Raw genomic sequence first — 24,704 nt, 5'->3', positions numbered from 1 at the left:
ATAAAAAAGGATGGAATCACAATGGCCGCATTAAGTTTTTCCTGCATTCTGTTTCAAAGAAAAAAGGATGATATATCTGAAAAAAGCACTCTTAAAAAAATACAGTATGCCCTAATTGAAAATATCGATTGGGAAAACGGTTATTATCCATCAAAACTTAAGTACAAATTAAAAGATGCCATCAAGGAAGGACGCCTACCTAAGTTTGACAGATTGCAGGACAACTTTAACGGGATGGGCATCACCATTCACAATACCTGGGCGACTCATATTACGCTAAAATCCTTACATATTGAGAGCGATCGCTACCGTGCGCGGGTACATTATAAAATTCAGGATCACTTCGGCCTGGACTCTGAGGACATACATAATATTCTGTTTAGCAATTTTCGACTGTTCCGCATCTGGTTTGTGCTGCAGCGCTATCATCGCTTTGGCTTTAAGCCCTTTATGACTAATATGGATGCCGATATTGAAATTACCGGAGAGCGTAATGAGAGTAAATAATAAAAAGCGCGCTGTTCTGTTGCTGGCCGGTGCCGCGCTGCTGATTTACCTGCTCTGGCTCGTCTTCCGACCGGTCGAGATCGTTGCCGCTCATAATAAAAACGGTTACAGCGATGTTTTAGTTAAAAACTTCCCTTTTACTCATAAAGGAAAAATCAACTGGTGGCTGGAAAATCGCGCGATGTTAAAAGAGAAATATAACGTCCCCAATCCTGATAAGGATGGTTCTTTTTGGGTTACCTTTTTTCTGTTTGGCGAAGGCTATAAAAAAGATAAAATTGATGAACGGCTCTGCTTTGATGAAATTAAAAGCGAGCTGCGCTGCATCGATAAGAAGGCCGTGTTAACCGTTGGCAGCAGCCAAGGCAATCAGGCGTTTTTTAGAGTAAACAAGGGGAAATATATATTAAGAAATAATGGGAAAATCGATAAAGTCGAATAAATCCCTTACGCCTGTTGTTTGCATAACAACTATCCTCATCTCCTGCCGCCATAGCCAGCGGGCGCCAGACGCGCCCGTGACCAGCCTGACGGCGCCCTGTTTAGCTTTCCGGCTCGCCCTTTTTCTGACTCAGCCCATACTCGCGCAGCTTATTGGCAATAGCGGTATGGGAAACGCCCAACCGTTTGGCCAGCTTGCGCGTGCTGGGATAGGAGAGATAAAGACGCGTCAGCACCGAACGTTCGAAACGGCTGGTAATGTCATCCAGCGAGCCTTCCATCGCCTGCTCGTCCAGCGCCAGCTGTTCGGTAAACTCCGGCAGCATGATGTCCTGCGGACGCAGTTCATATCCTTCCAGCTGCGCCAGCGCGCGATAAAGCGCGTTTTTTAGCTGACGCACATTGCCCGGCCAGTTATAGCGCGTCAGAAAAGCGTTTAGCTGTGGCGAAAGGCGCGGACGCGCCACGCCCTGCTCATCAGCAAAGCGCGCCACAAACAGCTCGGTTAACGGCAAAATATCCTGCGGTCGATCGCGCAGCGGCGGCAGATTCAGCGTCAGTACGTTCAGGCGATAGAAAAGATCTTCACGAAACTCGCCACGCTGCACCAGCTCGGTGAGGTTGCGCTGCGTGGCGCAGATCACCCGCACGTCAACATGCACCTCATGCTCTTCCCCGACGCGGCGGAAAGTGCCATCGTTCAGGAAGCGCAGCAGTTTAGTCTGCATACGCGGCGACATTTCGCCAATTTCATCCAGCAGCACCGAGCCGCCGTTTGCCTGTTCAAAGAAGCCTTTTTTGCCTTCCAGCGCATTAGGGTAAGCGCCCGGCGCATGGCCAAAAAGCTCGCTTTCTGCCACGTCGTCCGGCAGCGAGGCGCAGTTCAGCGCCAGAAAGGGCTTTTTACCGCGCGCGCTGCGCAGATGGCAGGCGCGCGCCAGCATATCTTTACCGGTCCCGGTATCGCCCACAATCAGCAGCGGCGCATCAAGCATCGCCAGCTTGCGCGCCTGTTCAATAACCTGACGCATTTTCGGACTAACCGCGACGATATGCTGGAATTCGCGGTCATCGTTAACCGCCAGGTTTTGCAGCTGGCGGCCCATTCGCGCGGTCGATTTCAGCATTACCATGGCACCGACCGGCAGCGTAGCGCCCTCTTCCTCAGCGGTATACACCGGACGCGCTTCCAGCAGAAAGTCACGGCCCTGGATCACTACGCGCTGCGTCTGGGCCTCTATCCGCTCGCTTTCCAGCCAGCGGGTAAAGTTGAAGCCGGAGACCAGCGAGGTGATAGTGTGGTTGCGTATTTTATGCTCATCCAGATCGAACAGACTTTGCGCCGCCGGGTTTGCCAGCTCAACCTTCCCTTTCATATCAATGGAAAAGACCGGCTCCGGCATGGCGGTTAGCAACGCGCTCAGCGCCCGATGCTCGCGCTCGGATGGCATATAGGAAATGGTGCGTACGTCCGTCACCCCAGGGATGCGGCGAATCTCCGCCATCAGCTGGCTGAACTGCTCAAAGGCGATAGCGGAAAAATTAAGGTAAATGCGGCCAATGGGCGCAATTTCGATACCCCGTAAATCAATGCTGCGTTCTACCAGCAGATCGAGCAGTTCACGGGCGAGACCAATTCGGTCCTGACAAAAGACTTCCAAACGCATTGGGTGGCCTTATTGAGTTTGGTAACAGCGAATTATTAAATAATACGCCAACTTGCGATGAGCCAGAAGCTCTCTGTCAGGATAAGTTGACAGAGACCGACAGCGGCGAAAAGGAGTGTAGCGGAAGTATTAGCGATAATCATGCGCTTCCACCATTTTTTAGAGGTTTATAACAAATCCGCCGCATCCAGCAGAACAGTGCCATGTAAAACGGGGGATTTATCTGGTTTTATGCCGCTGAGGCCGCAGCAGCAGTTTTATCACGCCTCTTTGTTCCCGGCGTCAGGGCTTTTTAAACTGGTTAAGCAGCTCACGGCGAAAGTCGCCAAGCTTTGGACGATCGTCGATCCACGGCAGCGGACGGCACAGCTCCATAGCCTTAATCCCCAGCCGGGCCGTCAGCAATCCAGCGCCAATTCCCTGCGCGGCGCGCGCGGAAAGCCTGGCGGCCAGATCCTGCGACAGCCAGTCCATGCCGACTTCGCGCACCAGCTCGGAGGCACCGGCAAAAGCGATATTCAGCAGCACCAGGCGAAACAGGCGAATACGGCTAAAATAGCCGAGCCGGATACCATAAACCGCCGCGATACGGTTAATCATACGCAGGTTGCGCCAGGCGATAAACGCCATATCTACCAGCGCCAGCGGGCTGACGGCAATCATTAATGTCGCCTCCGCGGCGTTACGTCCGATCTCTGCACGCGCCTGGCGATCGAGTACCGGCTGCACCAGCTGAGCATACAGCGCAACCACTTCCCGGTCGTTGTGCGTTTCATGCAGCGACGCCTGCCAGCGCTGAAGCGCGGGATGCGCCTGATCCAGCCCGGCCTGCTGCGCCAGCTTTTCGCAGAATGCGCGCCCGCGTCCCATACCATGACTGTGTAACAGCTCGCGGCCAACTTCACGCTCTTCGGCGCGCTGACGCAGCTGGTAAAGATGCCGCCATTCCGACACCAGCGCGCCAACGCCCGCCAGTACGATTAGCAGCCCGGCCGCGCCCGCCCCCAGCGAAAACCAGGCCTGACTGTGCCAGGCATCCAGCATCCACTGCACGCCCTGCGCGACCGTGCTGACCACAAACAGAGCCACACCGACCATAGCGATGCGTCGCCAGATGCTGCGCTTAGGCCGCAAGGCGGCTTCGAGCATCTGCTCGCCGTTCTGTTCTTCCAGCAGCGGATCGTTTTCCTGTTGGGCGGTAAAACGTACCTTATCCGCAGCGTCAAAATGCTGTGCGGGTTTCAGAACGCTTTCCTTCTCGTTTTCCAGCGGCTGCGCAAAATCGATGCGCGATTTTAACGGCGGTTGACTCATCGCAGTTTATCTCCCAGTAAAAATTCCAGCGCAGCATCCATGCGGATATGCGGCAGCGGCCGATCAACGTTAAGCTGCTGCGGCCGGAACTGTTCAAAATGAAAACCCTGCTCCTGCCAGAAGGCGTGTCCCGGCAGACGTGACGGCACCTCTCCTGGAAATACCGTCAGCGGCGCGCCGTCGCTCAGACGATCTCCGCGCAGCGCGGGAATTTTTTCGCCCTGATGATCTATGATGCCGCTTTGCGTCGCCTGTACCGAGGCGAGGCCAATGCAGTCCATATTAATTCCTTCGAAAGCCGCATTTTGCCAGGCGCCCTGTACCAGCTGTTGCAGCAGCGAAACCAGCCTCGCATGCTGATCGGCGGTGATATGGTCCGCTTTGGTGGCCGCGAACAGCAGCTTGTCGATAACCGGAGAGAAGAGACGGCGAAACAGCGTGCGCTGGCCGTAATGAAAGCTTTGCATCAGCTGCGTTAGCGCCAGGCGCATATCGTTAAACGCCTGCGGCCCGCTGTTTAGCGGCTGCAGACAGTCCACCAGTACGATCTGCCGATCAAAGCGCAGGAAATGATTTTTATAAAAGCCTTTCACCACATGCTGACAGTAGTAGTCATAACGGGCGCGCAGCATGGCAAAGTTGCTGCCTTTATCCGCCTGCGCAAGACGCGCCTCATCAGCATCGGTCAGCTGCGGCCAGGGAAAAAACTGCAGCGCGGGCGCGCCAGCCATCTCTCCCGGCAGTACAAAGCGGCCCGGCTGAATAAAATGCAGCCCCTCTTGCTTGCAGCGCAGCAGATAAGCAGTCCAGGCGGCGGCGATAGCCGCCAGTTGATTTTCATCCGCCGGAGCCAGCGGATCGAGCTTAGCGCACAGCCGCTTCCACTCGGCCGCCCACTCCGCCCGATCGCCCTGCAGCAAAGCGTTCATTTGACGCGACCAGCTTAAATAGTCCTGCGCCAGCATCGGCAAATCGAGCAGCCACTCGCCGGGATAGTCAACGATTTCCAGATAGAGCGTGGCCGTTTGCCTGAAGTGACGCAGCAGAGAATCCTGCGATCGGAAACGCAGCGCCAGCTGCATCTCGCTGACGCCACGCGTGGGCGTCGGCCAGGCGGGCGGACTGGCGTACAGCTGTGCCAGCCCTTCATCGTAGGTAAAGCGCTGAATGCCCATATCACGCTGCGGCACGCGCTTCACGCCCAGCAGGCGATCTTCACGCACCACGGAAAACAGCGGCAGGCGTGCGCCGCCGTGCGTATTCAGCAGCTGATTAACCAGGGAGGTAATAAACGCCGTCTTCCCGCTGCGGCTCAGGCCGGTTACCGCCAGCCGTAAATGACGATCAACCCCGCGATTTACCCATGCCGCCAGTTCGTTTTGAATTCGTTTCATCAGGCTCGTCCCTGCTGCATCAAGAATAAGCCGGAATAGCGTCAGGCATCCCGGCAGGTTGACCATCAGTGTAATGCATTAGTAAAAAGAACGGATAATGCGATGTACGCCTGGAAATGTAGCGCGCGTCGGATCAGCGCAGGCGAGAGGCGAGACGGCTGGCAGCCTTTTTCAGCAGCGGCTCCAGCGCAAAGGCGATCAGCAAACGTAGCGGTCTGCGCGCTACGGCTTTTACCGCCCAGCCGCTGATGCCGACGGGAGCCAGCATCAGGCCATGAATCAGAAGCTGTTTGCCGGCGCGTTTCAGCACTGGCGTGGCGCGAATAGCGCGCTGACGAAAATTCGACATACGTCCCCTTATATTGTTAACCGGCTGGCCGGACAGTGGCCGACGCAGCCCGGCATTAAAGCTGACGAAAACGGCTGCGTACGCTAAACGTTTCTGAGGTGACATAGCGCTCAAGCTGGCGCAGCTTATATTCGTTCTGCGTCATCTCATTGCTTAGCGCGTCGAGCAGCTCATCCGCCCGCAGCGGCGCCGCATGTTCATCGGCATGCGGCGGCATCGGCTCCAGCACGTAGCTGAGAACGATGTACGCAATCAGCGTAAACATAAACAGACCAAACACCATCGATAGCACCACTATCACCCTGATCAGGGTGACCGGAATATCCAGATAGTGGGCGATCCCGGCACAGACGCCTTTGACTTTTCCCTGCTGCGGAATACGCCACAGTTTTTTTCCACTGAATCGGCTTGTTTTCATGGCTGTCTCCACTCCGGATGTTCTGCGTCGAGGATCTCCTCCAGCGTCTGAATGCGTTCACGCATACGGTGCGCATCCTGCGTCAGCTGCTGCATGCGCTGCATATCGCCGGCGGAAAGGCTGGCGCCGCTCTGACGATTGCTGTAATGCAGCCACAGCCAGACCGGTGCAACAAACAGCACAAAAATAGTCAGGGGTATGGCCAGAAATAGTGAGCTCATTCTCTCTCCTTGAAGGTATCGCCCATGCGGGCAAAAACGGCTAAAACAGTAAAGCCAGCGCCCCGTAATCAACAGGGCGTGACCGCCCACCGTTATTCGCTACGGTTCATTTTCGCTTTCAGCGCCGCCAGCTGTTCACCGATTTCGTCGTCCGCTTTCAGCTCGGCAAACTGCTGATCCAGCGTTTTACTTTTGCCAAAGCGATGGCTTTCCGCCTCCGCTTCCATATGATCAATACGACGCTCAAAGGATTCAAAGCGCGCCATCGCATCGTCCAGCTTGCCGCTGTCCAGCTGACGGCGAACGTCGCGAGAGGAAGAAGCCGCCTGATGACGCAGCGTCAGCGCCTGCTGGCGCGCACGGGTTTCACCCAGCTTTTTCTCCAGCTCGGCGATTTCACCTTTCATCCGCGCCAGGGTTTCATCAATCTGGGTAACTTCCTGCTGCAGCGAGGCCACCAGGTCAGTGAGCTTCTGTTTTTCAATCAGCGCGGAACGAGCCAGATCGTCTTTGTCTCTGCGCAGCGCCAGCTCGGCTTTTTCCTGCCATTCGTTCTGCTGGGTTTGCGCCTGTTCAATACGACGCAGCAGCTGTTTACGTTCAGCCAGGCCGCGTGCGGAAGTGGAACGTACCTCAACCAGCGTATCTTCCATCTCCTGAATCATCAGGCGCACCATTTTTTGTGGATCTTCCGCTTTATCCAGCAGCGTGTTGATGTTGGCGTTTACGATGTCAGCGAAACGAGAAAAAATACCCATAATTTACTCCTCCAGTTTTTAGCGCTTAATGACGCTGTGGTATTTTACTTATCAAGTTCCGTGCCAACTTGTAATAATTTGATTTATCATCCTTTTTAATTTTGACCGGGCGGTCAGTTATTTCTATATTAGTTATTAAAACTACTTTTTGGCGAAAATAACCATGAGCGAAGCGAATGAGAATTTGTTGGGAGAAGCCAATAACTTCCTGGAAATGCTGGAGCAGGTTTCGCGCCTGGCGCCGCTGAATAAACCGGTGCTGGTGACCGGCGAACGCGGCACCGGTAAAGAGCTGATTGCCAGCCGCCTGCACTATCTTTCCGAACGCTGGCAGGGCCCGTTTATTTCGCTTAACTGCGCGGCGCTGAATGAAAATCTGCTTGATTCCGAACTGTTCGGCCATGAAGCGGGCGCCTTTACCGGCGCGCGGCAGCGGCATTTAGGACGTTTTGAGCGCGCCGACGGCGGCACGTTGTTTCTGGATGAGTTGGCGACGGCGCCGATGCTGGTGCAGGAAAAGCTGCTGCGGGTCATTGAATATGGTCAGCTGGAGCGCGTGGGCGGTAATCAGTCGCTGCAGGTGAATGTGCGGCTGGTTTGCGCGACGCACGCTAACCTGCCTGAACTGGCGCAGCAGGGCCTGTTTCGTGCCGACCTGCTGGATCGGCTGGCATTTGATGTGGTGCAGCTGCCACCGCTGCGCGAGCGCCGCAGCGATATTCTGCTGCTGGCCGATCACTTTGCCATTCAGATGTGTCGCGAGCTGGGACTGCCGCTGTTCCCGGCTTTACCCACGACGCACAAAAGACGTTGCTCGACTATCACTGGCCGGGCAATATTCGTGAACTGAAAAATGTTGTGGAGCGCTCCGTCTACCGTCATGCCACTGTCGATGAAGAACTGGATGAGATCGTTATTAATCCCTTTGCACCGCGGCGGCCTGTCCAGCAGCAGGCTGAAGAGAAAGCGCCGGATGCAGCCTCTCTCCCTTCTCTTCCGCTCGATCTCAGGCAGTGGCAGCTGCAGCAGGAAAAAGCGCTGATGGAAAAAAGTTTGCAGCAGGCAAAATTCAGTCAGCGCCGCGCGGCAGAACTGTTAGGCGTGACCTATCATCAGTGGCGCGCCATGGTGAAAAAACATGCAATGACGCCGCGTCCGGATTGATCGGCGCCGGCGCGCTTCCCATCATCCCCAGGCCTGCCAGCGGTAAAACTGATTTAATTTTTTTCTTGATAGTTAACACCGCTGAGCCTGGAGGCAGCCGTAAAAAAAATCGGAAAAAGCCATCCGAATCGGTAATTTTCTGGCAAACGGACAAAAAAAAGCCCGCATTCGCGGGCAAGTAATACTGGAAGCAATGTGAGCAATGTCGTGCTCTTCTTCGGTAGAGCCACCGCTGAAGCGCAGATGAATAGTAATCATTCTCAATATCATTTGTAAAGCCATTTGTTGAGAATTTTTCTCATTACCACACAAAAACCGGGCTTAATTCGCCGTGACGGGCGCAGAGTGGCGGAAAAAACAGCGACCGCCCCGCCAAACTTTGGGACAACTTGCAGAGTGAGATACACTCAGCCTGTCACCCATTGAATGTTAACTTCCTATGTTGAAATTATTATCCAGGCTGTTGTCAGGGCTGCTGCTGCTCAGTGCGGCCAGCCACGCCGCGACGCCGGAAGATATTCGTAACAGCGGTTTCGTCTACTGCGTTAGCGGCGTTATGAATACCTTTAATCCACAGCTGGCCAGCAGCGGCCTGGTGGTTGATACGCTTTCCGCACAGCTGTATGACCGCCTGCTGGATGTCGATCCCTATACTTATCGTCTGATACCAGAGCTGGCCGAGCGCTGGGAAACCCTGGATAACGGCGCCACTTACCGCTTTCATTTACGCCACCATGTTTCCTTCCAAAAAACCGCCTGGTTTACGCCTGGCCGCACCATGAACGCCGATGACGTGGTGTTCAGCTTTGCGCGCATTTTCGATCGTCATCATCCGTGGCACAACATCAACGGCGGCGAATATCCCTATTTCGATAGTCTGCAATATGCCGACGCGGTGAAAAGCGTTAAAAAAATCGATAACGATACGGTTGAGATCCGCCTGAAAAGCCCGGACGCCTCCTTTTTATGGCATCTGGCTACCCACTACGCGCCGGTATTATCGGCAGAATATGCGCAGCAGCTGACGGCTCGCGATCGTCAGGAAGAGATGGATCGCCAGCCGGTCGGCACCGGTCCTTTTATGCTGAATGAATATCGAGCCGGGCAGTATGTGCGGCTGGAGCGCAACCCGCATTACTGGAAAGGCCTGCCGCGTATGCCGCAGGTGGTGATTGATATGGGCGTGGGCGGCACCGGCAGGCTGTCGAAACTGCTTACCGGCGAATGTGACGTGCTGGCCTATCCTGCCGCCAGTCAGCTCACCATTCTGCGTGACGATCCGCGTCTGCGGCTTACGCTGCGTCCGGGAATGAATATCGCCTATCTGGCGTTTAATACCGGCAAACCGCCGCTCGACCGCGTTGAGGTACGTCAGGCGCTGGCGCTGGCGATCAATAACGAACGCCTGATGGAATCGATCTATTACGGTACGGCAGAAACGGCGGCGTCAGTGTTGCCGCGCGCCTCCTGGGCCTATGATAGCGAGGCCAGGGTTACGGAATACAATCCGGATAAGGCGCGGGAAATGCTGAAGAAGCTGGGGGTGGAGAACCTGGAGCTGACGCTATGGGTGCCTTCCGCTTCGCAGTCCTGGAATCCCAGCCCGCTGAAAACCGCCGAACTGATTCAGGCCGATCTGGCGCAGATTGGCGTCAGCGTGACTATCATGGCGGTTGAGGGACGTTTTCAGGAGGCGCGGCTGATGCAGATGAATCACGATTTAACGCTGGCTGGCTGGGCGACCGACAGTAACGACCCGGACAGCTTTTTCCGGCCGCTGCTCAGCTGCGCGGCAATTAATTCTCAGACTAATTATGCGCACTGGTGCAATACTGAATTTGATGGCGAGCTACAGCAGGCGCTGCTCTCGCAGCAGCTGGCGTCGCGCATTGAACATTACGATCGGGCCCAGCAGGTGCTGGCGCGCGAACTGCCGGTGTTGCCGCTCGCCTCTTCTCTGCGTCTCCAGGCCTACCGACACGATATACAAGGACTGGTGCTGAGCCCGTTTGGCAATGCCTCTTTTGCGGGTGTCCACCGCGATAACGGCGAGGAGTCAAAACCGTGATTATCTATACGCTGCGCCGCCTGGTGCTGCTGCTGGTGACGCTGTTTATGCTGACGCTGGTGGCCTTCAGCCTGAGCTATTTTACGCCGCACGCGCCGCTGCAGGGCGCATCCCTGCTGGATGCGTGGTGGTTCTGGTTTACCGGCGTTTTACAGCTCGATTTTGGCGTTTCCAGCATTAACGGCCAGTCAATCAATTTGCAGCTGCGTGAGGTGTTCCCCGCCACGCTGGAGCTGTGCCTGCTGGCCTTTAGCGTGGCGCTGCTGCTGGGCATCCCGCTGGGCATTATTGCCGGCGTGATGCGTAATAAGTGGCAGGATCGGGTGATAAGCGCTTTTTCCCTGCTCGGTTTTTCGATGCCGGTATTTTGGCTGGCGCTGCTGCTGACGCTGTTTTTTTCGCTGAATCTCGGCTGGCTGCCGGTTAGCGGCCGTATCGATCTGCTGTATCAAATGAAATCGGTTACCGGCTTCGCGCTGATTGATGCGTTTATTAGCGACTCTCCCTGGCGCAGGGAAATGCTGATCAATGTGGTACTGCATATGGTGCTGCCGGTAACGACGCTGGCGATTGCGCCCACCACGGAAGTGGTACGCCTGCTACGCAACAGTACCAGCGAGGTTATTGGCGCCAACTATATCAAAGCGGCCGCCACTCGCGGGCTGTCACGCTTTACGATTATCCGGCGCCATGTGCTGCATAATGCGCTGCCGCCGGTGATCCCGCGTCTGGGCTTACAGTTTGCCACCATGCTGACGCTGGCGATGATTACCGAAGTGGTTTTTAGCTGGCCCGGCCTGGGTCGCTGGCTGATTAATGCCATTCGCCAACAGGATTATGCCGCTATTTCCGCCGGTGTAATGGTGGTCGGTAGCCTGGTGATCCTTGTGAATGTGTTATCCGATATTCTGGGCGCAATGACGACCCCGCTGAAGCATAAGGAATGGTATGCCCTCCGATAATATTTACGCCGAGAAGCGCCTTCCCAGCCCGTTTCGCTATACGTGGCGGCTTTTCTATCACGACACCAGCGCGATGGTGGGCTTTTACGGCTTTGCCTTTCTGCTGTTGCTCTGCCTGTTTGGCCACTGGCTGGCGCCATACGGCCTTGACCAGCAGTTTCTCGGTTATCAGCTGCTGCCGCCCTCCTGGTCACGCTATGGCGATGTCTCGTTTTTCCTCGGCACCGATGATTTAGGCCGTGATGTGCTGAGCCGTTTACTGAGCGGCGCGGCGCCGACCGTTGGCTCAGCGCTGCTGGTGACGCTGGCGGCGGCGTTCTGCGCGGTGGTGCTGGGCGTACTGGCGGGAATAACGCACGGGTTGCGTTCAGCGGTGATGAATCACATTCTGGATACGCTGCTGTCGATCCCTTCACTGCTGCTGGCGATTGTGGTGGTCGCCTTTATCGGGCCGGGTCTGGGACACGTGCTGCTGGCGGTCTGGCTGGCGCTATTACCGCGTCTGGTGCGGGCTATTTATACCGCCGTGCATGATGAACTGGAAAAAGATTATATCGTGGCCGCGCGTCTGGACGGGGCCAGCAACAAGAATATCCTCTGGCATGCCATTCTGCCCAATATCCTGCCGCTGCTGGTGAGTGAGTTCACCCGCGCGCTCTCCATGGCTATTCTGGATATTGCGGCGCTCGGCTTTCTCGATCTCGGTGCACAGCTGCCCTCGCCTGAATGGGGGGCGATGCTGGGCGACGCGCTGGAGCTGATCTACGTTGCGCCCTGGACGGTGATGCTGCCCGGCGCCGCGATTATGCTGAGCGTATTAATTATCAATCTATTGGGCGACGGGATTCGCCGCGCCATCGTGGCGGGAGTGGAATAATGCCGTTACTTGATATTCGTAACCTGACCATTGAATTTATGACCGCCGACGGGCCGGTTAAGGCGGTCGATCGCGTCAATTTGACGCTGAACGAAGGAGAAATTCGCGGGCTGGTGGGGGAATCCGGCTCCGGCAAAAGCCTGATCGCCAAGGCAATTTGCGGCGTCACCAAAGATAACTGGCGCATCAGCGCCGATCGTATGCGCTTTGATGATATTGACCTGCTGCGCCTTTCGCCGCGCGAGCGTCGCCGCATCGTCGGCCATAACGTCTCGATGATTTTTCAGGAGCCTCAGTCCTGTCTCGATCCTTCCGCCAGGGTGGGCCGTCAGCTGATGCAGGCGATCCCCGGCTGGACCTGGAAAGGCCGCTGGTATCAGCGCTTTCACTGGCGTCACGCACGCGCTATTGAACTGCTGCATCGCGTCGGCATTAAAGATCATAAAGATATTATGCGCAGCTATCCCTATGAGTTAACCGAAGGGGAATGCCAGAAGGTGATGATTGCGATTGCGCTGGCGAACCAGCCACGCCTGCTGATCGCCGATGAGCCGACCAACGCCATGGAGCCGACCACCCAGGCGCAAATTTTCCGCCTGCTCAGCCGCTTTAACCAGAACAACAACACCACGATTTTGCTGATCAGCCACGATTTGCGCACCATGAGCCAGTGGGCTAATCGTATTAATGTTCTTTACTGTGGGCAAACGGTAGAAACCGCCGCCAGCCAGGATCTCATTACCACGCCGCACCACCCTTACACGCAGGCACTGATCCGCGCAATGCCCGATTTCGGCAGCGCATTGCCGCATAAAAGTCGGCTGAATACCCTGCCGGGCGCGATTCCGTCGCTGGAGCATCTGCCCATCGGCTGTCGGCTCGGTCCGCGCTGCCCGTATGCGCAGAAAAAATGCATCGAAACGCCGCGCCTGGCAGGAGCAAAAAACCATCTGTTCGCCTGCCACTTTCCGCTGAATATGGAGAAATCCTGATGGTCGAAACCCTGCTGGAAGTGCGTAACCTCAGCAAAACCTACCGCTATCGCACCGGTCTGTTTCGTCGTCAGCACGTTGAGGCGGTCAGAGACGTCAGCTTTACCCTGCGCGAGCGGCAAACGCTGGCGATTATCGGTGAAAACGGCTCAGGAAAATCGACGCTGGCGAAAATGCTGAGCGGCATGGTCGAGCCCAGCGCCGGCGAGATGGTGATTAACGATCGCCCGCTGCGCTACGGCGATTATGGCTTTCGCAGCCGGCTGATCCGCATGATTTTTCAGGACCCTTCTACCGCGCTTAACCCCCGGCAGCGCATTGGTCATATTCTTGATTTTCCGCTGCGCCTGAACAGCGATTTTGATGCACCGGCCCGGCAAAAACGCATTAACGCCACGCTGCGCCAGGTGGGCCTGCTGCCCGATCATGCCGCTTACTATCCGCACATGCTGGCGCCGGGACAGAAACAGCGCGTCGGTCTGGCGCGTGCGCTGATCCTGCAGCCGAAGGTCATTATCGCCGATGAGGCGATGGCTTCACTGGATATGTCGATGCGCTCTCAGCTGGTTAATCTGATGCTGGAGCTGCAGGAAAAGCATGGGCTTTCCTATATTTTCGTTACCCAGCATATTGGCATGATGAAACATATCAGCGATCAGGTGCTGGTGATGCATCAGGGCGAAGTGGTCGAACGCGGCGGCACCGCCGACGTGCTGGCCGCGCCACTGCATGATTTAACCCGCCGTATGATTGCCAGCCACTTTGGCGAGGCGCTGACGGCGGACGCCTGGCGGCGCGATCCGCCGGTTTAAATAACGGCGCGCCCCATCAGCTGCGGCGCTTTTCGCCAACTGACAGGTCGGATTAACGCTATCGACAGACTCGTGCTAGAATCGCCGGGTCGATTAACGCGGTTGCGCATTTTTTGAGCTAAGCAGCCGCCAACAACAATGACCATAAGGATTACAGCTATGGGTTTTCTTTCCGGTAAGCGCATTCTGATTACTGGCGTTGCCAGTAAACTCTCTATCGCCTACGGTATTGCACAGGCGATGCACAAACAGGGCGCAGAGCTGGCTTTCACCTATCAGAACGATAAACTGAAAGGCCGCGTTGAAGAGTTCGCTAAAGATCTCGGCTCCGAAATCGTTCTGCCCTGTGACGTTGCTGAAGATGAGAGCATCAAAGCGCTGTTTACTGAACTGGCAAAAACCTGGCCTAAATTTGACGGTTTCGTTCACTCTATCGGCTTCGCCCCTGGCGATCAGCTGGATGGCGACTATGTGAACGCCGTTACCCGTGAAGGTTTCAAAATCGCCCACGACATCAGCGCCTACAGCTTTGTAGCGATGGCTAAAGAGTGTCGTGCGATGCTGAACCCGAATTCAGCACTGCTGACGCTTTCTTACCTGGGCGCCGAGCGCGCTATCCCGAACTATAACGTTATGGGCCTGGCGAAAGCCTCTCTGGAAGCAAACGTACGCTATATGGCTAACGCGATGGGTCCGGAAGGCGTGCGCGTTAACGCCGTTTCCGCAGGCCCGATTCGTACGCTGGCCGCGTCCGGTATTAAAGATTTCCGTAAAATGCTGGCTCACTGCGAAGCGGTTACGCCGATTCGCCGTACCGTGACCATTGAAGATGTGGGCAACTCCGCCGCCTTCCTGTGTTCCGATCTCGCGGGTGGCATTACCGGTGAAGTGGTTCACGTTGACGGCGGCTTCAGCATCGCTGCCATGAACGAACTGGAACTGAAATAAGATTTTTTGGGCGAGGCATTCGTCTCGCCCTTTTCTCTCCGTTATAAACTTTCCCCTGGTTAACGTTATAGCTTTCCGCTATTTGTTATCACCGAACATTCTTTGCTGCTGCGCAGCCCTTGTTGCAGGATAGCCATGCCGTTCCGACCCGGTTTTACGGCATTTTATGCCGTTGGGTTGGCTAACTTGTGAAAGGAATGATCATGGAACCACGCCGTTATTCCGGCAACAGCCACTGGTATCATGAAACTCAGGCCAGCGCGCGCGCTGAACAAACGCCCCCGCTTTATCCTGAAGCCGCAGATATTGAGGATCGTTTCCTGCTGGGACTTCAGCAAAATGAATCGATCCTGACGCCGCTGTTTCATACTTTTCGTCCGGTACTGCGGGCGGGACAAGCGCTCAGCCCGCTGCTGTTCCCGGACAGCGTGACGCCGACGCTCACCCATACGCTGACGCTGTATGACCGGCTGGCGATCGCGCTGACGGTGGCTCAGGTTACGGGTATCCAGCGCTTGTGCAACCACTATGCGGCGCGGCTCAATCCATTGCCCGGCCCCGACTCATCGCGAGAAAGCAATAACCGCCTGACCCAGCTGACGCAGTATGCTCGTCAACTGGCCAGCCAGCCAGCGGTGATTGATGCCGCTGCGCTGCGGCGGCTGGATGAAGTGGGTTTGACCACGCCGGATATTATCAGCCTTAGCCAAATTATCGGGTTCGTTAGCTATCAGGCGCGCGTCGTAGCGGGATTACAGGCGCTGCTCGGATTGCCGGTACGCTGGCTGCCCGGCCTGAATGAAAGTATTGATGCCTCAGCGCACTGTTTTTCAACGGCAGCAGAATACCGTTTTCGCCTGCCGCCGCTGGAGCGTCGCTACGCCAGCGAGCAGCAGCTGGCGGCGATTGAGGCGGCGCAGGCGCTGCCTGAATTCATCAGCATCGTTTGGCTGTTGGCCTATGATGCGCATGCTCTGCACGCCTGGAGCAACCTGCAAAGCTTACAGCCCTTAGCAACCGCTGAAGAAACGCTGGCGCAGGCGGTAGCCGCACGTATTAACGGCAGCCCTTTATGCTTTAAACGCTATCACGGCCGTTTTGTAGCTGAGCTGCATAGCGGGATCGATGATGCGCTGACGGCCAGCCGCCGCGAACCGTTAAATCATGCGGTGATTCAGTTTGCCGCTCAGCTGACGCGCGCACCGGATCGCCTTAGCGCCGCGCATCTTCAGCCGCTGCTGGCGCAGGGAATTACGCATCAGCAGCTGTTTAGCCTGATCCAGCGGGTAGCGCTGGCAGACTGGAATAACCGGCTGCTGCAGGCGCTAATCGAGCATTAGCCCATACTAAGAATGCGTCGCACTTCATCAAAAAAGTGCTGCGACAGCGGTGTGGCGCGCCCAGGCTCGGCAATAACCACGGCGGCATGACGCGCCATCGGCGCAATGGCCAGCGGACGGCTGTGTAAATCTGGATTCATATCGGGCAACAGATGTCCCACCGGTGCAATCAGACAGCCCAGCCCCACCTGCACGCCCTGCAGTAGCTGAAAAATCGAGGTGCTTTCCATAATCACGCGCTGGGTTAATCCAGCCTCGCGAAAGCTGGCATCCAGGTAGCGCCGAAAATAGCGCGTAGGCTCTGCCAGGCAAAGCGGTAAAGCGGCGATATCTTCCAGCCGCAGACTGTCGTAGCTGTCCAGCTGGAGAAAATGCGCCGGATGATAGACCAGCTCTACGCCGTTATCCGTTAGCGACTCGGCCTGGAAATGCAGTTCACGCAGCGTTGCCAGTTCAAAAAAACCGAAACCTACATCCACAGTATGACTGTTCAGTGCTTCAAGCAGCTGATCGGCGCTCAGCACCGCTACGCGATAATCGAGCTGTGGATAGCGATCGCTGACCATTTTCAGCAGCAGCGGCAGCGAAACGCTGCACTGGGGCACCACGCCGATGCGCAACGTGCCGTTTACGCCATGCTTGAGCGATTCCACTTCCAGTTTCAGTCCCTGATAAACGGAAACGATTTCACGCGCCCAGGCCAGCACCCTTTCACCTTCTGCGGTAAAGCCATCAAAGTTATTGCTGCGGTTGATCAACGACAAACCCAGCTCACGCTCCAGATTTTTCAGACGCATCGACAGCGTCGGCTGACTAACAAAGCTGGCCTCCGCCGCGCGCCCAAAATGGCGCTCACGCTCCAGGTTGCACAGATAAATGAGCTGCTTGATATCCATTTATTTTAATTCCAGTAAGTGGCAGAAAAGGAATTTACTTAGCCTGGTTTTTGATGAAAAAAGTGACACGTTATGATTTTACCCGACTACGGGCCTGCTCATCGCAAAAGCAGGCAGGAATAATCAGGCTTGATTGAGGAAATAAAATTTTAACACAGCCGCATAGCTCACCTTATCTTAACGGGTCGTAAAGCCCTCACAGATATATTGCATGTCAAATCAAAAACTTAAAGGCGGTTGCGTCAGACTACAATATAAGTAATCGTCACCACATTCGATATTGATCTGCTGAGCGAGCATAAACGGCTGATTGGTCATGCCATGTCCGAACGCGGGATAGTAATAAACCGGGTAATCCACCCGCTCTGCAAATGCCTGAATGACATCCCGGTAAAGCTCTTTTTCATTCAGTGTCGCGTTGATGCGATAAAACTGACCGAAAATAACGGCTTTTGGCAGAAAAGTCTTACTATATTCAAATTGATGCAGGGTTCTGTCTAGCTGCCTACTGGTCACGTCAACGTCTTCCAGTATCACCACCTTGTCAGAATAATCAGTTTCATAGCGGGTAGAAAATAAAGACTGAACCAGTGTCATATTGCCGCCGTTTAAAATCCCCTGTGCGCCCTCAAAGGCGGGACGATTCATGGGTTCGATAGCCGTGTAGGTCACGCCTTCCTGAATCGCCTGAAAAACCTGCTGTATGCTATTGTAAACGCCCACCTTTTCCAATCTGTTCAACTCATGCATTTCCTGATTATGAGAAGCCAGAACGCCGTGAACGCTGGGCCACTGTATATCGTTGTTAATATAGTGGTGAATGGCGGTAACATCGCTGAATCCAATAAGTATTTTGGGCGAAGAGGCTGAAATCTGATGCTGGCTGGCATATAGCCACGGGTAAAGATTGAGAGCGCCAGAACCGCCCCTGACAAACCACAGATACTTTACATTATCATCAGTCAGGGCCTGAATAAGCGTTTGCGCCCGATTTTCATCGGTATTGACATAGCCTAAGGGCGTTGGCTTCTGGTTCAGATAGGTGGTGTCAATCAGGTAGCCTTGCTGAGTAAAAACCTGCCTAATCTTAGAGATTACGCTTTCATCATATTGTGACGAGCTTGATATGAGATAGATTTTCGTTTTAGCGGCGGTATCATCCCTGGCTTCCACATGCTCGCTTAGCGTATCTTCTGCCAGGGTGATTAATGATGATGAGTCCGCAATAAGAGTGGATAACATTAATAAAATAATAAAAGAGTAACTCATTAGATCCTTCTAATGCAGAGTTGTAGTAACCCATTATTTTGAAAAATGGCCTCCGTGCGCCATTAATAAAGGCTGCGGCTTCAGCATTTAGTACGCCCGTTCTGGCTGGTGAAAGTGACGCTGTCACAAAAGAACGAGCGCTACCGGGTAAATACCCGGCAGCGTTATATTAGCCAGCGACTTTTTCCAGCGCGGCCTGGATCGCCTCGGAAAGCTCGTTGATTTCAAATTTAGCGACATAGCCATCGGCCCCGACTTTACGCACGTGTTCCTCGTTGGCGCTGCCGGAGAGCGAAGAGTGAATAACCACCGGGATCTTTTTCAGGATTTCGTCGCGTTTGATATTACGCGTCAGGGTAAAGCCATCCATTTCCGGCATTTCCAGATCGGTCAGCACCATAGCAATACGTTCACTAATGTGCTGCCCTGCCGCCTGTGCTTCACGCGCAATAACCTTTATTTTTTCCCACGCTTCCAGGCCTGTCGTATGCATAATCGCCGGAATGCCCATAGTTTGCAGCCCATGTTCCAGCATGGTACGCGCTACTTTTGAATCTTCCGCCACGATAACCACTGCCCCAGGCTTAAATTTAAAGGTGCGTTCCTTGATCTCTTTCGGCGCGGCATCGCGCACTGAAGGCACGATATCATACAGAATCTGTTCTACATCCAGCACCATAGCCAGGCTGTTGCTCTGCCCATCGTCATCCAGACAGGCGATGCTGGTAATATTACGGCTACTGACGCCGGATTCGGCGGTGTGCACCTGGCTCCAGTCGAGACGCACGATATTATCAACCGACTCGACGGCAAAGGCCTGGGTACTACGCGCATATTCCGTTACCAGCAGCAGATTAAGCCCGGTCGCCGGTTTACAGCCTGCAACGGCAGCCAAATCGATAACGGGAATGATTTGCTCACGGATGTTAGCCATGCCCAGCAAGGGAGATTGCATGCCCGCCGCTTTGGTAATGGTGGGCATGGGAACGATTTCGCGCAGCTTAAAAACGTTAATACCAAACAGCTCAGCCTTTTCGCCTTCAAGAGAAGACCCCAGCCGGAATAATAACAATTCAAACTTGTTAGATAAGGCGAGATTCGCTCTCTCATCAATATCTTTCTGGAAGTTATCCATCTTTACCTCTGCGTTATTATTGTGGCTGGCGTAAGCTCACAATGCGGTATCTATTGGGCGTCGCGGGAAGCCATTTTGCCCGGCAACATTAACGCTTATGCGTTTGCTCTAATAAGTTATCGGCAGTTAAAAATAAAAATACAGAGGGAATCGCTTTTCTGTGGCGTTACTAACGGTTTGACCGTTTAAAGCAGCGAGCCGGCGGGAAACATCATTGAGGTTTTTGGGGCGAAAAAGAAAAAATAAAACCCTGACGATCGCGCCGTCAGGGGTGAGTTCAGTCGCTCAGGCAAGCTTAATGTTTGCCGTTGGTATCGTAAGGATTTTCTTTATCATCAGTGCTGTCATCGCGTTTACGCGGGATCTCACCTTTCTCATCCGGCGCGCCGTTGGCGCCAAAATCATCACCCTCAAAAGGATTAGGCATATGAGGAGCATCTTCAGGTAAGCCATGATGTTCATGTTCGTCCGGGTAAGGCTTGTTATGATCGGGGCGTTCTGACATAGGTTCCTCCATTAACGCTGATACATTCATCCAGTATAGGCGAGGATGCAGCCCGCTGCCTTGTTGCAGCGGATAAGCGCTCCTGGCTACCTGAACGCCCCTTTTTTAGCAAGGAAAAAATAAAAGGCCACCCGCAGGCAGCCTTTCGATTACGTTTAATTTTATTTATATAATTACTGAAGTTCGTAAACCTTTCAGTATGGTGGTTCCCTGGTGTGACCGTATTGCTATGCTGTCTATCCGCTTACGGACGCATATTTTGGGCTGCAGGCAGCATTTGAGTAGTTTTAACTAAAACTGGACGAACCGTTCTCAGGTAGACGTTATCATTATTTGTAAAATTAATTTATGAATCTACTCCCCTAAAGTACAGGTCACGCGAACAAAGCTGGTTAAAACGACGCGATCAGGCTACGCCCAATGCGGTTTTGACTTCATTAGCGATTTTTTCTACCTGCGGGCCATAAATCACCTGCACGTCATGATCGCTGACACGGTTGACCCCATTGGCACCGGTAGTCATCAGGGTTTGATCCACCACCTCTTTCATATCTTTTACCCGTACGCGCAGACGGGTAAAACAGCAGTCCACCTCTTCGATATTCCCTTCACCGCCCAGGCCGCTGATGATGGTTTTGATACGATCGTCGGCGCTGACCGCCTGCGCTGGCGCTTCCTGTTCTTCCGATTCACGTCCCGGCGTTTCCACATTCATCCGGTTGATCACCCATCTGAAACCGTAATAGTAAAGCGGCGCATAAATCACGCCCAGCACCAGCGTCCACCACCAGCGGGTTTTTTCACCGCCAAGAATGCCGAATACCACCAGATCGATAGCGCCCCCCTGCACGTTGCCAATCATCAGGTGCAGCATCGACATCAGCATAAATGAGAGCCCGGTAAACAGCGCATGCATGATATACAACACCGGCGAAACAAAGATAAAACAAAACTCCAGCGGCTCGGTAATGCCGGTGGTAAAAGAGGTCAGCGCCCCGGCCAGCACCAGCGCCTTAACGCGCTGTTTATGCTCCGGGCGCGCGGTATGGTAAATAGCCAGCGCCGCCGCCGGCAGCCCAAACATCATCACCGGTATCTTACCCTGCGCCAGGAAGCGCGTTGCCCCGCGCACGGTCTCGTCAGGGATAGTGCCTGGATGGGTTAGCGAAGTATTGAAGATGTTCAACGCGCCGACAATGGTTTGATTATCCACGGTGGCGACACCGCCAATCGGCGTAAAGCGTACGGTTTCGTTGAGGATATGATGCAGACCGGTTGGGATCAGCAGGCGTTCGCAGGTGCCCAGTAAAAATGCGCCGTACTGGCCGCTCTTACCAATCAATTCGCCAACCCAGGCGATGCCCGCGCCAATTGTCGGCCAGATTAGCGCCAGCAGCACGCCCACCAGCGGCAGCACCACTACCGTCACTATCGGTACGAAGCGTCGTCCGCCAAAGAAGCTTATCGCCGTCGGCAGCTGCTGGGTATAAAAACGATTATGCAGCATGGCCGTCAGCAAACCGGCAATCACGCCGCCCAACACGCTCATGTTGAGCGTGAATATGCCCAGCATTTGGATATATTCCGCCGAGGTCATCATGGCCGTGGTTTGATTCATCCCTGCCTGCTGCAGCGCTTCCGGCGTAGTCGTCTGCGCCGTCAACCCTTTGGCCGCCAGCGTGGCGCTGATCCCCACATGCATAGCGATAAACCCGATCACCGCCGCGAAGGCTGCCGTCGGCTTTTCCGCTTTTGCCAGGCCGATAGCGCTGGCGACGGCAAAAAATACCGGCAGGTTGGCAAACAGCGCACCAGCTACTTTACGAATAAAGCTAATAATCAGCTGAGGCGTGTGCATATTGGCGAAGGCATCGCCGGTAATAGCCGGATTTTGCATTGCAGCGGCGAGGCCAAGAAAAATGCCGGCTGCGGCTATTACTGAAATAGGCATCATCAATGCTTTGCCGAACGCATGAACCTTACTGACGAAATCTTTCATAAACCGCCTCTGTTGCAGGTCAGAAAATTTCAGTATTAGTCAGTCAGACGATAAGCACCGCACCGCCAGGCACAAACGGCGGACAAAACTTGAGCAAACTCACACTTTTCCGCTGCACGATAAAGGAAAACTATCACACCATTAAGTCAATCAATTAGACAAAATATTTAACCCGAAGCAGACTTCCCGGTAAAAGAAGCAATAAATGCTTAACAATTCATAAACACCATAAGCCTGCACGAATCATGAAATTCAAATCGCAAATTAAGCCATACCAGGCCGCAGCGGGCGGCTGGGGCTCACTTGAAGCCACCACCCGTTTCGTTATGGACAGCAAACAAGCACTGAAAAATATGCGCAACCTGTTGCGCATGAACAAAGCCAAAGGCTTTGACTGCCCAGGTTGCGCATGGGGCGACGATAACAAAAGCACCTTCAGCTTCTGTGAAAACGGCGCCAAAGCAGTGACATGGGAAGCGACCCGCCGCTTTATCGACGCTGAGTTTTTTGCTACCCACAGCATCAGCACGCTTTACCAGCAGAGCGATTACTTTCTGGAATATCAGGGGCGTCTGACCGAGCCGCTGCGCTATAACCGCCAGACCGATCGCTATGAGCCTGTCAGCTGGGATGACGCGTTTTCGCTGATTGCTCAGCATATTCACGCGATGGATAATCCCGACCAGATGGAGCTTTACACCTCCGGCCGCGCCAGCAATGAAGCCTCATGGCTTTATCAGCTGTTTGGCCGTATGGTTGGCACCAATAACTTTCCTGATTGCTCCAATATGTGTCACGAAGCGAGCGGCAGCGGCCTGAAGCGCAGCATCGGCGTTGGTAAAGGCACCATTCGTCTGGATGATTTCGATCATGCGGATGCCATTTTTGTATTTGGTCAGAATCCGGGCACCAACCATCCGCGTATGCTGCACAGCCTGCGCCATGCCGCCGATCGCGGTGCGAAAATCGTCACCTTTAATACCCTGCGCGAGCGCGGTCTGGAGCGTTTTGCCGACCCGCAGAAACCGCTGGAAGTGATGACTTCAAAAGCGGGCGCCATTAGCTCCACCTATTATCAGCCGAATCTGGGCGGCGATATGGCCGCTGTACGCGGCATGGTCAAAGCGCTGGCGGAAACCCACCGCGCCCGTATCGCAGCCGGTAAAAAAGGCCTGTTTGACGAAACCTTTATCAATGCGGCTACGCAGGGCGTGGAAGATTACCTGGCGGCGGTAGACGCCACCAGCTGGGAACAGATTGAACAGCAGTCCGGCCTGAGCGAACAGCAGCTGCGTGAAGCGGCAGCCATCTACCAGAGCGCCGACCGCATTATCTGTACCTGGGCGATGGGTATCACCCAGCATAAGCACTCCGTGGATACGGTGCGTGAAATCGTGAACCTGCAGCTGCTGTTTGGCCAGCTGGGCAAGAAAGGCGCCGGTCTTTGTCCGGTTCGCGGGCACAGCAACGTGCAGGGCAACCGCACTATGGGCATTGATGAGAAACCTTCTCAGGCTTTCCTTGATGCGATGGCGAAGCACTTTGACTTTGAACCGCCGCGTGCGCCGGGTCATAACACCGTAGAAGCGCTGGAAGCGATGCTGCGCGATGAGATTAAAGTGCTGATCGCGCTGGGCGGCAACCTTGCCGCCGCCGCACCGGACAGTCCGCGTACGGAAGAAGCGATGCAGCGCTGTGGCCTGACCGTACATATCAGCACCAAGCTGAATCGCAGCCATCTGGTGCCGGGTCAGGAAAGCCTGATTCTGCCGACGCTGGGCCGCACCGAGCAGGATATGCAGGCCACCGGCTCGCAGTTTATTACCGTGGAAGATTCATTCAGCATGGTGCACGCCTCTGAAGGCGTGGGTAAACCGCTGGCCAATACGCAGCGTTCTGAAACCGCCATCGTGGCGGGCATCGCGAATGCGGTTCTCAGCAGCTTTAAAGTTGACTGGCTGGCGCTGGCGGCGGATTACAACAAAATCCGCGATCATATTGCCGCGACCATTCCTGGCTTCGCCGACTTTAATAAGAAATGCGAACAGCCTGGCGGTTTCTATTTAGGCAACGCCGCGGCCGAGCTGCGCTTTAATACGCCTGGCGGTAAAGCGCACTTCAGCGCGGCGGCCTTACCCACCTCGCTGTTCCCATCGCTGGGCGAGGTAGAAGTGCCGTTTACGCTGCAGACGCTGCGCTCGCACGATCAGTACAACACCACGATTTACGGCCTTGATGACCGCTATCGCGGCGTTTATGGTCAGCGTGAAGTGCTGTTTATTAACCCGGAAGATATGAGCGAGCTGGGCTATGACGCCGGGCAAAACGTGGATATCGAAACCCTGTGGAACGACGGTATTACCCGTCGGGTCAGCGGCTTTAAGCTGGTGCCTTACAACATTCCACGCGGAAACCTTGCCGCCTATTATCCGGAAACCAACCCGCTGGTCCCCCTCTCCAGCTTTGGCGACGGCAGCGGCACGCCGACCTCCAAATCGGTGCCGGTGAAAATTTCTTTATCAGCTGAAGTGGTCACGCAGCGTATTGCCTGATAGCCTGTAAGCCTGTGTAAAAAGCCGGATCTTTCCGGCTTTTTACGTTTATTACACCTTGCCGGGCGCCAGCGAATCGCGTAAAACTGTCTGCCGCTCTTAGGCCACGAAACTGA

The 24,704-nt window shown here is 54.7% G+C and carries 21 protein-coding genes and 2 pseudogenes; 11 read left to right on the top strand and 12 right to left on the bottom strand.

The window, feature by feature from the left end; translation table 11 throughout:
- Positions 1-9 precede the first annotated feature (9 nt).
- Positions 10-507, top strand: a pseudogene (locus COO59_RS03570) (YPO3983 family protein); the annotation flags it as partial.
- Complete coding sequence (locus tag COO59_RS03565) at positions 494-949, top strand: DUF943 family protein (RefSeq protein WP_165786481.1); 456 nt, start codon at positions 494-496, stop codon at positions 947-949. The pseudogene COO59_RS03570 and the gene COO59_RS03565, both read left to right, overlap by 14 nt.
- Positions 950-1,049: 100 nt before the next feature.
- Here COO59_RS03565 and tyrR read toward each other — a convergent pair whose 3' ends face one another.
- The 7 genes from tyrR to pspA all read right to left on the bottom strand — a co-directional run bounded on the left by tyrR (position 1,050) and on the right by pspA (position 7,069).
- Complete coding sequence (gene tyrR / locus COO59_RS03560) at positions 1,050-2,615, bottom strand: transcriptional regulator TyrR (RefSeq protein WP_103058471.1); 1,566 nt, start codon at positions 2,613-2,615, stop codon at positions 1,050-1,052.
- 282 nt (positions 2,616-2,897) lie between these two features.
- Complete coding sequence (locus COO59_RS03555; protein ID WP_103058470.1) at positions 2,898-3,929, bottom strand: YcjF family protein; 1,032 nt, start codon at positions 3,927-3,929, stop codon at positions 2,898-2,900.
- Positions 3,926-5,323 (bottom strand): YcjX family GTP-binding protein, encoded by a 1,398-nt coding sequence (locus tag COO59_RS03550; protein ID WP_103058469.1) that lies wholly within the window; start codon positions 5,321-5,323, stop codon positions 3,926-3,928. Before COO59_RS03550 ends, COO59_RS03555 begins: the two co-directional genes overlap by 4 nt.
- Positions 5,324-5,456: 133 nt before the next feature.
- The gene (gene pspD / locus COO59_RS03545; protein ID WP_103058468.1) at positions 5,457-5,672 is read right to left on the bottom strand and encodes a phage shock protein PspD; all 216 of its coding nucleotides are present in this window, start codon (positions 5,670-5,672) and stop codon (positions 5,457-5,459) included.
- Positions 5,673-5,727: 55 nt separating this feature from the next.
- Positions 5,728-6,090 carry an envelope stress response membrane protein PspC gene (gene pspC, locus COO59_RS03540; protein ID WP_103058467.1) on the bottom strand — a complete coding sequence of 121 codons (363 nt, stop codon included), beginning with the start codon at positions 6,088-6,090 and terminating at the stop codon, positions 5,728-5,730.
- Positions 6,087-6,311, bottom strand: a complete 225-nt coding sequence (gene pspB / locus COO59_RS03535) for an envelope stress response membrane protein PspB (protein ID WP_103058466.1) — start codon at positions 6,309-6,311, stop codon at positions 6,087-6,089. Before pspB ends, pspC begins: the two co-directional genes overlap by 4 nt.
- A gap of 92 nt (positions 6,312-6,403) precedes the next feature.
- Entirely contained in the window at positions 6,404-7,069 is a 666-nt protein-coding gene (gene pspA / locus COO59_RS03530; protein WP_103058465.1) for a phage shock protein PspA, read from the bottom strand.
- A gap of 163 nt (positions 7,070-7,232) precedes the next feature.
- Between pspA and pspF the strand changes: the two are divergent.
- The 8 genes and pseudogenes from pspF to COO59_RS03485 all read left to right on the top strand — a co-directional run bounded on the left by pspF (position 7,233) and on the right by COO59_RS03485 (position 16,232).
- Positions 7,233-8,233 (top strand): annotated as a pseudogene (pspF, locus tag COO59_RS03525) (phage shock protein operon transcriptional activator).
- Between the two features lie 439 nt (positions 8,234-8,672).
- Positions 8,673-10,301: an ABC transporter substrate-binding protein SapA gene (gene sapA, locus COO59_RS03515; protein WP_103058463.1), complete on the top strand. Its 1,629-nt coding sequence runs from the start codon at positions 8,673-8,675 to the stop codon at positions 10,299-10,301.
- Positions 10,298-11,263 (top strand): putrescine export ABC transporter permease SapB, encoded by a 966-nt coding sequence (gene sapB / locus COO59_RS03510; protein ID WP_103058462.1) that lies wholly within the window; start codon positions 10,298-10,300, stop codon positions 11,261-11,263. The genes sapA and sapB overlap by 4 nt, the downstream gene beginning before the upstream one ends.
- Positions 11,250-12,140, top strand: a complete 891-nt coding sequence (sapC, locus tag COO59_RS03505; RefSeq protein WP_103058461.1) for a putrescine export ABC transporter permease SapC — start codon at positions 11,250-11,252, stop codon at positions 12,138-12,140. The genes sapB and sapC overlap by 14 nt, the downstream gene beginning before the upstream one ends.
- Positions 12,140-13,132 carry a putrescine export ABC transporter ATP-binding protein SapD gene (gene sapD / locus COO59_RS03500; RefSeq protein WP_103058460.1) on the top strand — a complete coding sequence of 331 codons (993 nt, stop codon included), beginning with the start codon at positions 12,140-12,142 and terminating at the stop codon, positions 13,130-13,132. The genes sapC and sapD overlap by 1 nt, the downstream gene beginning before the upstream one ends.
- Positions 13,132-13,944: a putrescine export ABC transporter ATP-binding protein SapF gene (gene sapF / locus COO59_RS03495; RefSeq protein WP_103058459.1), complete on the top strand. Its 813-nt coding sequence runs from the start codon at positions 13,132-13,134 to the stop codon at positions 13,942-13,944. The genes sapD and sapF overlap by 1 nt, the downstream gene beginning before the upstream one ends.
- Before the next feature lie 159 nt (positions 13,945-14,103).
- Positions 14,104-14,892 carry an enoyl-ACP reductase FabI gene (gene fabI, locus COO59_RS03490; RefSeq protein WP_103058458.1) on the top strand — a complete coding sequence of 263 codons (789 nt, stop codon included), beginning with the start codon at positions 14,104-14,106 and terminating at the stop codon, positions 14,890-14,892.
- A 203-nt stretch (positions 14,893-15,095) separates the two neighbouring features.
- Positions 15,096-16,232, top strand: a complete 1,137-nt coding sequence (locus COO59_RS03485; RefSeq protein WP_103058457.1) for a CMD domain-containing protein — start codon at positions 15,096-15,098, stop codon at positions 16,230-16,232.
- Here COO59_RS03485 and COO59_RS03480 read toward each other — a convergent pair.
- From COO59_RS03480 to COO59_RS03460, 5 genes are all read right to left on the bottom strand, one after another.
- Positions 16,229-17,128 carry a LysR family transcriptional regulator gene (locus tag COO59_RS03480; RefSeq protein WP_103058456.1) on the bottom strand — a complete coding sequence of 300 codons (900 nt, stop codon included), beginning with the start codon at positions 17,126-17,128 and terminating at the stop codon, positions 16,229-16,231. The two genes, COO59_RS03485 and COO59_RS03480, sit on opposite strands and share 4 nt — an antisense overlap.
- A gap of 219 nt (positions 17,129-17,347) precedes the next feature.
- A complete protein-coding gene (locus COO59_RS03475; RefSeq protein WP_103058455.1) occupies positions 17,348-18,397 on the bottom strand; it encodes an LD-carboxypeptidase in 1,050 nt (349 codons plus the stop codon).
- Positions 18,398-18,566: 169 nt separating this feature from the next.
- Complete coding sequence (locus COO59_RS03470; RefSeq protein WP_103058454.1) at positions 18,567-19,532, bottom strand: chemotaxis protein; 966 nt, start codon at positions 19,530-19,532, stop codon at positions 18,567-18,569.
- Positions 19,533-19,827: 295 nt separating this feature from the next.
- Positions 19,828-20,037 carry a hypothetical protein gene (locus COO59_RS03465; RefSeq protein ID WP_103058453.1) on the bottom strand — a complete coding sequence of 70 codons (210 nt, stop codon included), beginning with the start codon at positions 20,035-20,037 and terminating at the stop codon, positions 19,828-19,830.
- 406 nt (positions 20,038-20,443) lie between these two features.
- Positions 20,444-22,036 carry a PTS transporter subunit EIIC gene (locus COO59_RS03460; protein WP_103058452.1) on the bottom strand — a complete coding sequence of 531 codons (1,593 nt, stop codon included), beginning with the start codon at positions 22,034-22,036 and terminating at the stop codon, positions 20,444-20,446.
- Positions 22,037-22,281: 245 nt separating this feature from the next.
- On the opposite strand from COO59_RS03460, the gene COO59_RS03455 reads away from it, so the two are divergent.
- Positions 22,282-24,588, top strand: a complete 2,307-nt coding sequence (locus COO59_RS03455) for an FdhF/YdeP family oxidoreductase (RefSeq protein ID WP_103058451.1) — start codon at positions 22,282-22,284, stop codon at positions 24,586-24,588.
- The last annotated feature ends 116 nt before the right edge of the window (positions 24,589-24,704 follow it).

The sequence above is a fragment of the Mixta theicola genome (assembly GCF_002895925.1).
Lineage (GTDB): Bacteria > Pseudomonadota > Gammaproteobacteria > Enterobacterales > Enterobacteriaceae > Mixta > Mixta theicola.
The sequence above is the reverse complement of the archived record's forward strand: the minus strand, read 5'-3'. Positions and strand labels throughout refer to the sequence as shown.

Excerpts from the sequence above, each read along its gene's own strand:
- COO59_RS03465 (WP_103058453.1), bottom strand. The coding sequence starts at position 20,037 with ATGTCAGAACGCCCCGATCATAACAAGCCTTACCCGGACGAACATGAA.
- sapC (WP_103058461.1), top strand. The coding sequence starts at position 11,250 with ATGCCCTCCGATAATATTTACGCCGAGAAGCGCCTTCCCAGCCCGTTT.
- sapD (WP_103058460.1), top strand. The coding sequence starts at position 12,140 with ATGCCGTTACTTGATATTCGTAACCTGACCATTGAATTTATGACCGCC.
- pspB (WP_103058466.1), bottom strand. The coding sequence starts at position 6,311 with ATGAGCTCACTATTTCTGGCCATACCCCTGACTATTTTTGTGCTGTTT.
- pspA (WP_103058465.1), bottom strand. The coding sequence starts at position 7,069 with ATGGGTATTTTTTCTCGTTTCGCTGACATCGTAAACGCCAACATCAAC.
- fabI (WP_103058458.1), top strand. The coding sequence starts at position 14,104 with ATGGGTTTTCTTTCCGGTAAGCGCATTCTGATTACTGGCGTTGCCAGT.
- COO59_RS03475 (WP_103058455.1), bottom strand. The coding sequence starts at position 18,397 with ATGAGTTACTCTTTTATTATTTTATTAATGTTATCCACTCTTATTGCG.
- COO59_RS03455 (WP_103058451.1), top strand. The coding sequence starts at position 22,282 with ATGAAATTCAAATCGCAAATTAAGCCATACCAGGCCGCAGCGGGCGGC.
- pspC (WP_103058467.1), bottom strand. The coding sequence starts at position 6,090 with ATGAAAACAAGCCGATTCAGTGGAAAAAAACTGTGGCGTATTCCGCAG.
- COO59_RS03550 (WP_103058469.1), bottom strand. The coding sequence starts at position 5,323 with ATGAAACGAATTCAAAACGAACTGGCGGCATGGGTAAATCGCGGGGTT.
- COO59_RS03460 (WP_103058452.1), bottom strand. The coding sequence starts at position 22,036 with ATGAAAGATTTCGTCAGTAAGGTTCATGCGTTCGGCAAAGCATTGATG.
- COO59_RS03485 (WP_103058457.1), top strand. The coding sequence starts at position 15,096 with ATGGAACCACGCCGTTATTCCGGCAACAGCCACTGGTATCATGAAACT.
- COO59_RS03480 (WP_103058456.1), bottom strand. The coding sequence starts at position 17,128 with ATGGATATCAAGCAGCTCATTTATCTGTGCAACCTGGAGCGTGAGCGC.
- sapA (WP_103058463.1), top strand. The coding sequence starts at position 8,673 with ATGTTGAAATTATTATCCAGGCTGTTGTCAGGGCTGCTGCTGCTCAGT.
- COO59_RS03555 (WP_103058470.1), bottom strand. The coding sequence starts at position 3,929 with ATGAGTCAACCGCCGTTAAAATCGCGCATCGATTTTGCGCAGCCGCTG.
- sapF (WP_103058459.1), top strand. The coding sequence starts at position 13,132 with ATGGTCGAAACCCTGCTGGAAGTGCGTAACCTCAGCAAAACCTACCGC.
- pspD (WP_103058468.1), bottom strand. The coding sequence starts at position 5,672 with ATGTCGAATTTTCGTCAGCGCGCTATTCGCGCCACGCCAGTGCTGAAA.
- tyrR (WP_103058471.1), bottom strand. The coding sequence starts at position 2,615 with ATGCGTTTGGAAGTCTTTTGTCAGGACCGAATTGGTCTCGCCCGTGAA.
- COO59_RS03565 (WP_165786481.1), top strand. The coding sequence starts at position 494 with ATGAGAGTAAATAATAAAAAGCGCGCTGTTCTGTTGCTGGCCGGTGCC.
- COO59_RS03470 (WP_103058454.1), bottom strand. The coding sequence starts at position 19,532 with ATGGATAACTTCCAGAAAGATATTGATGAGAGAGCGAATCTCGCCTTA.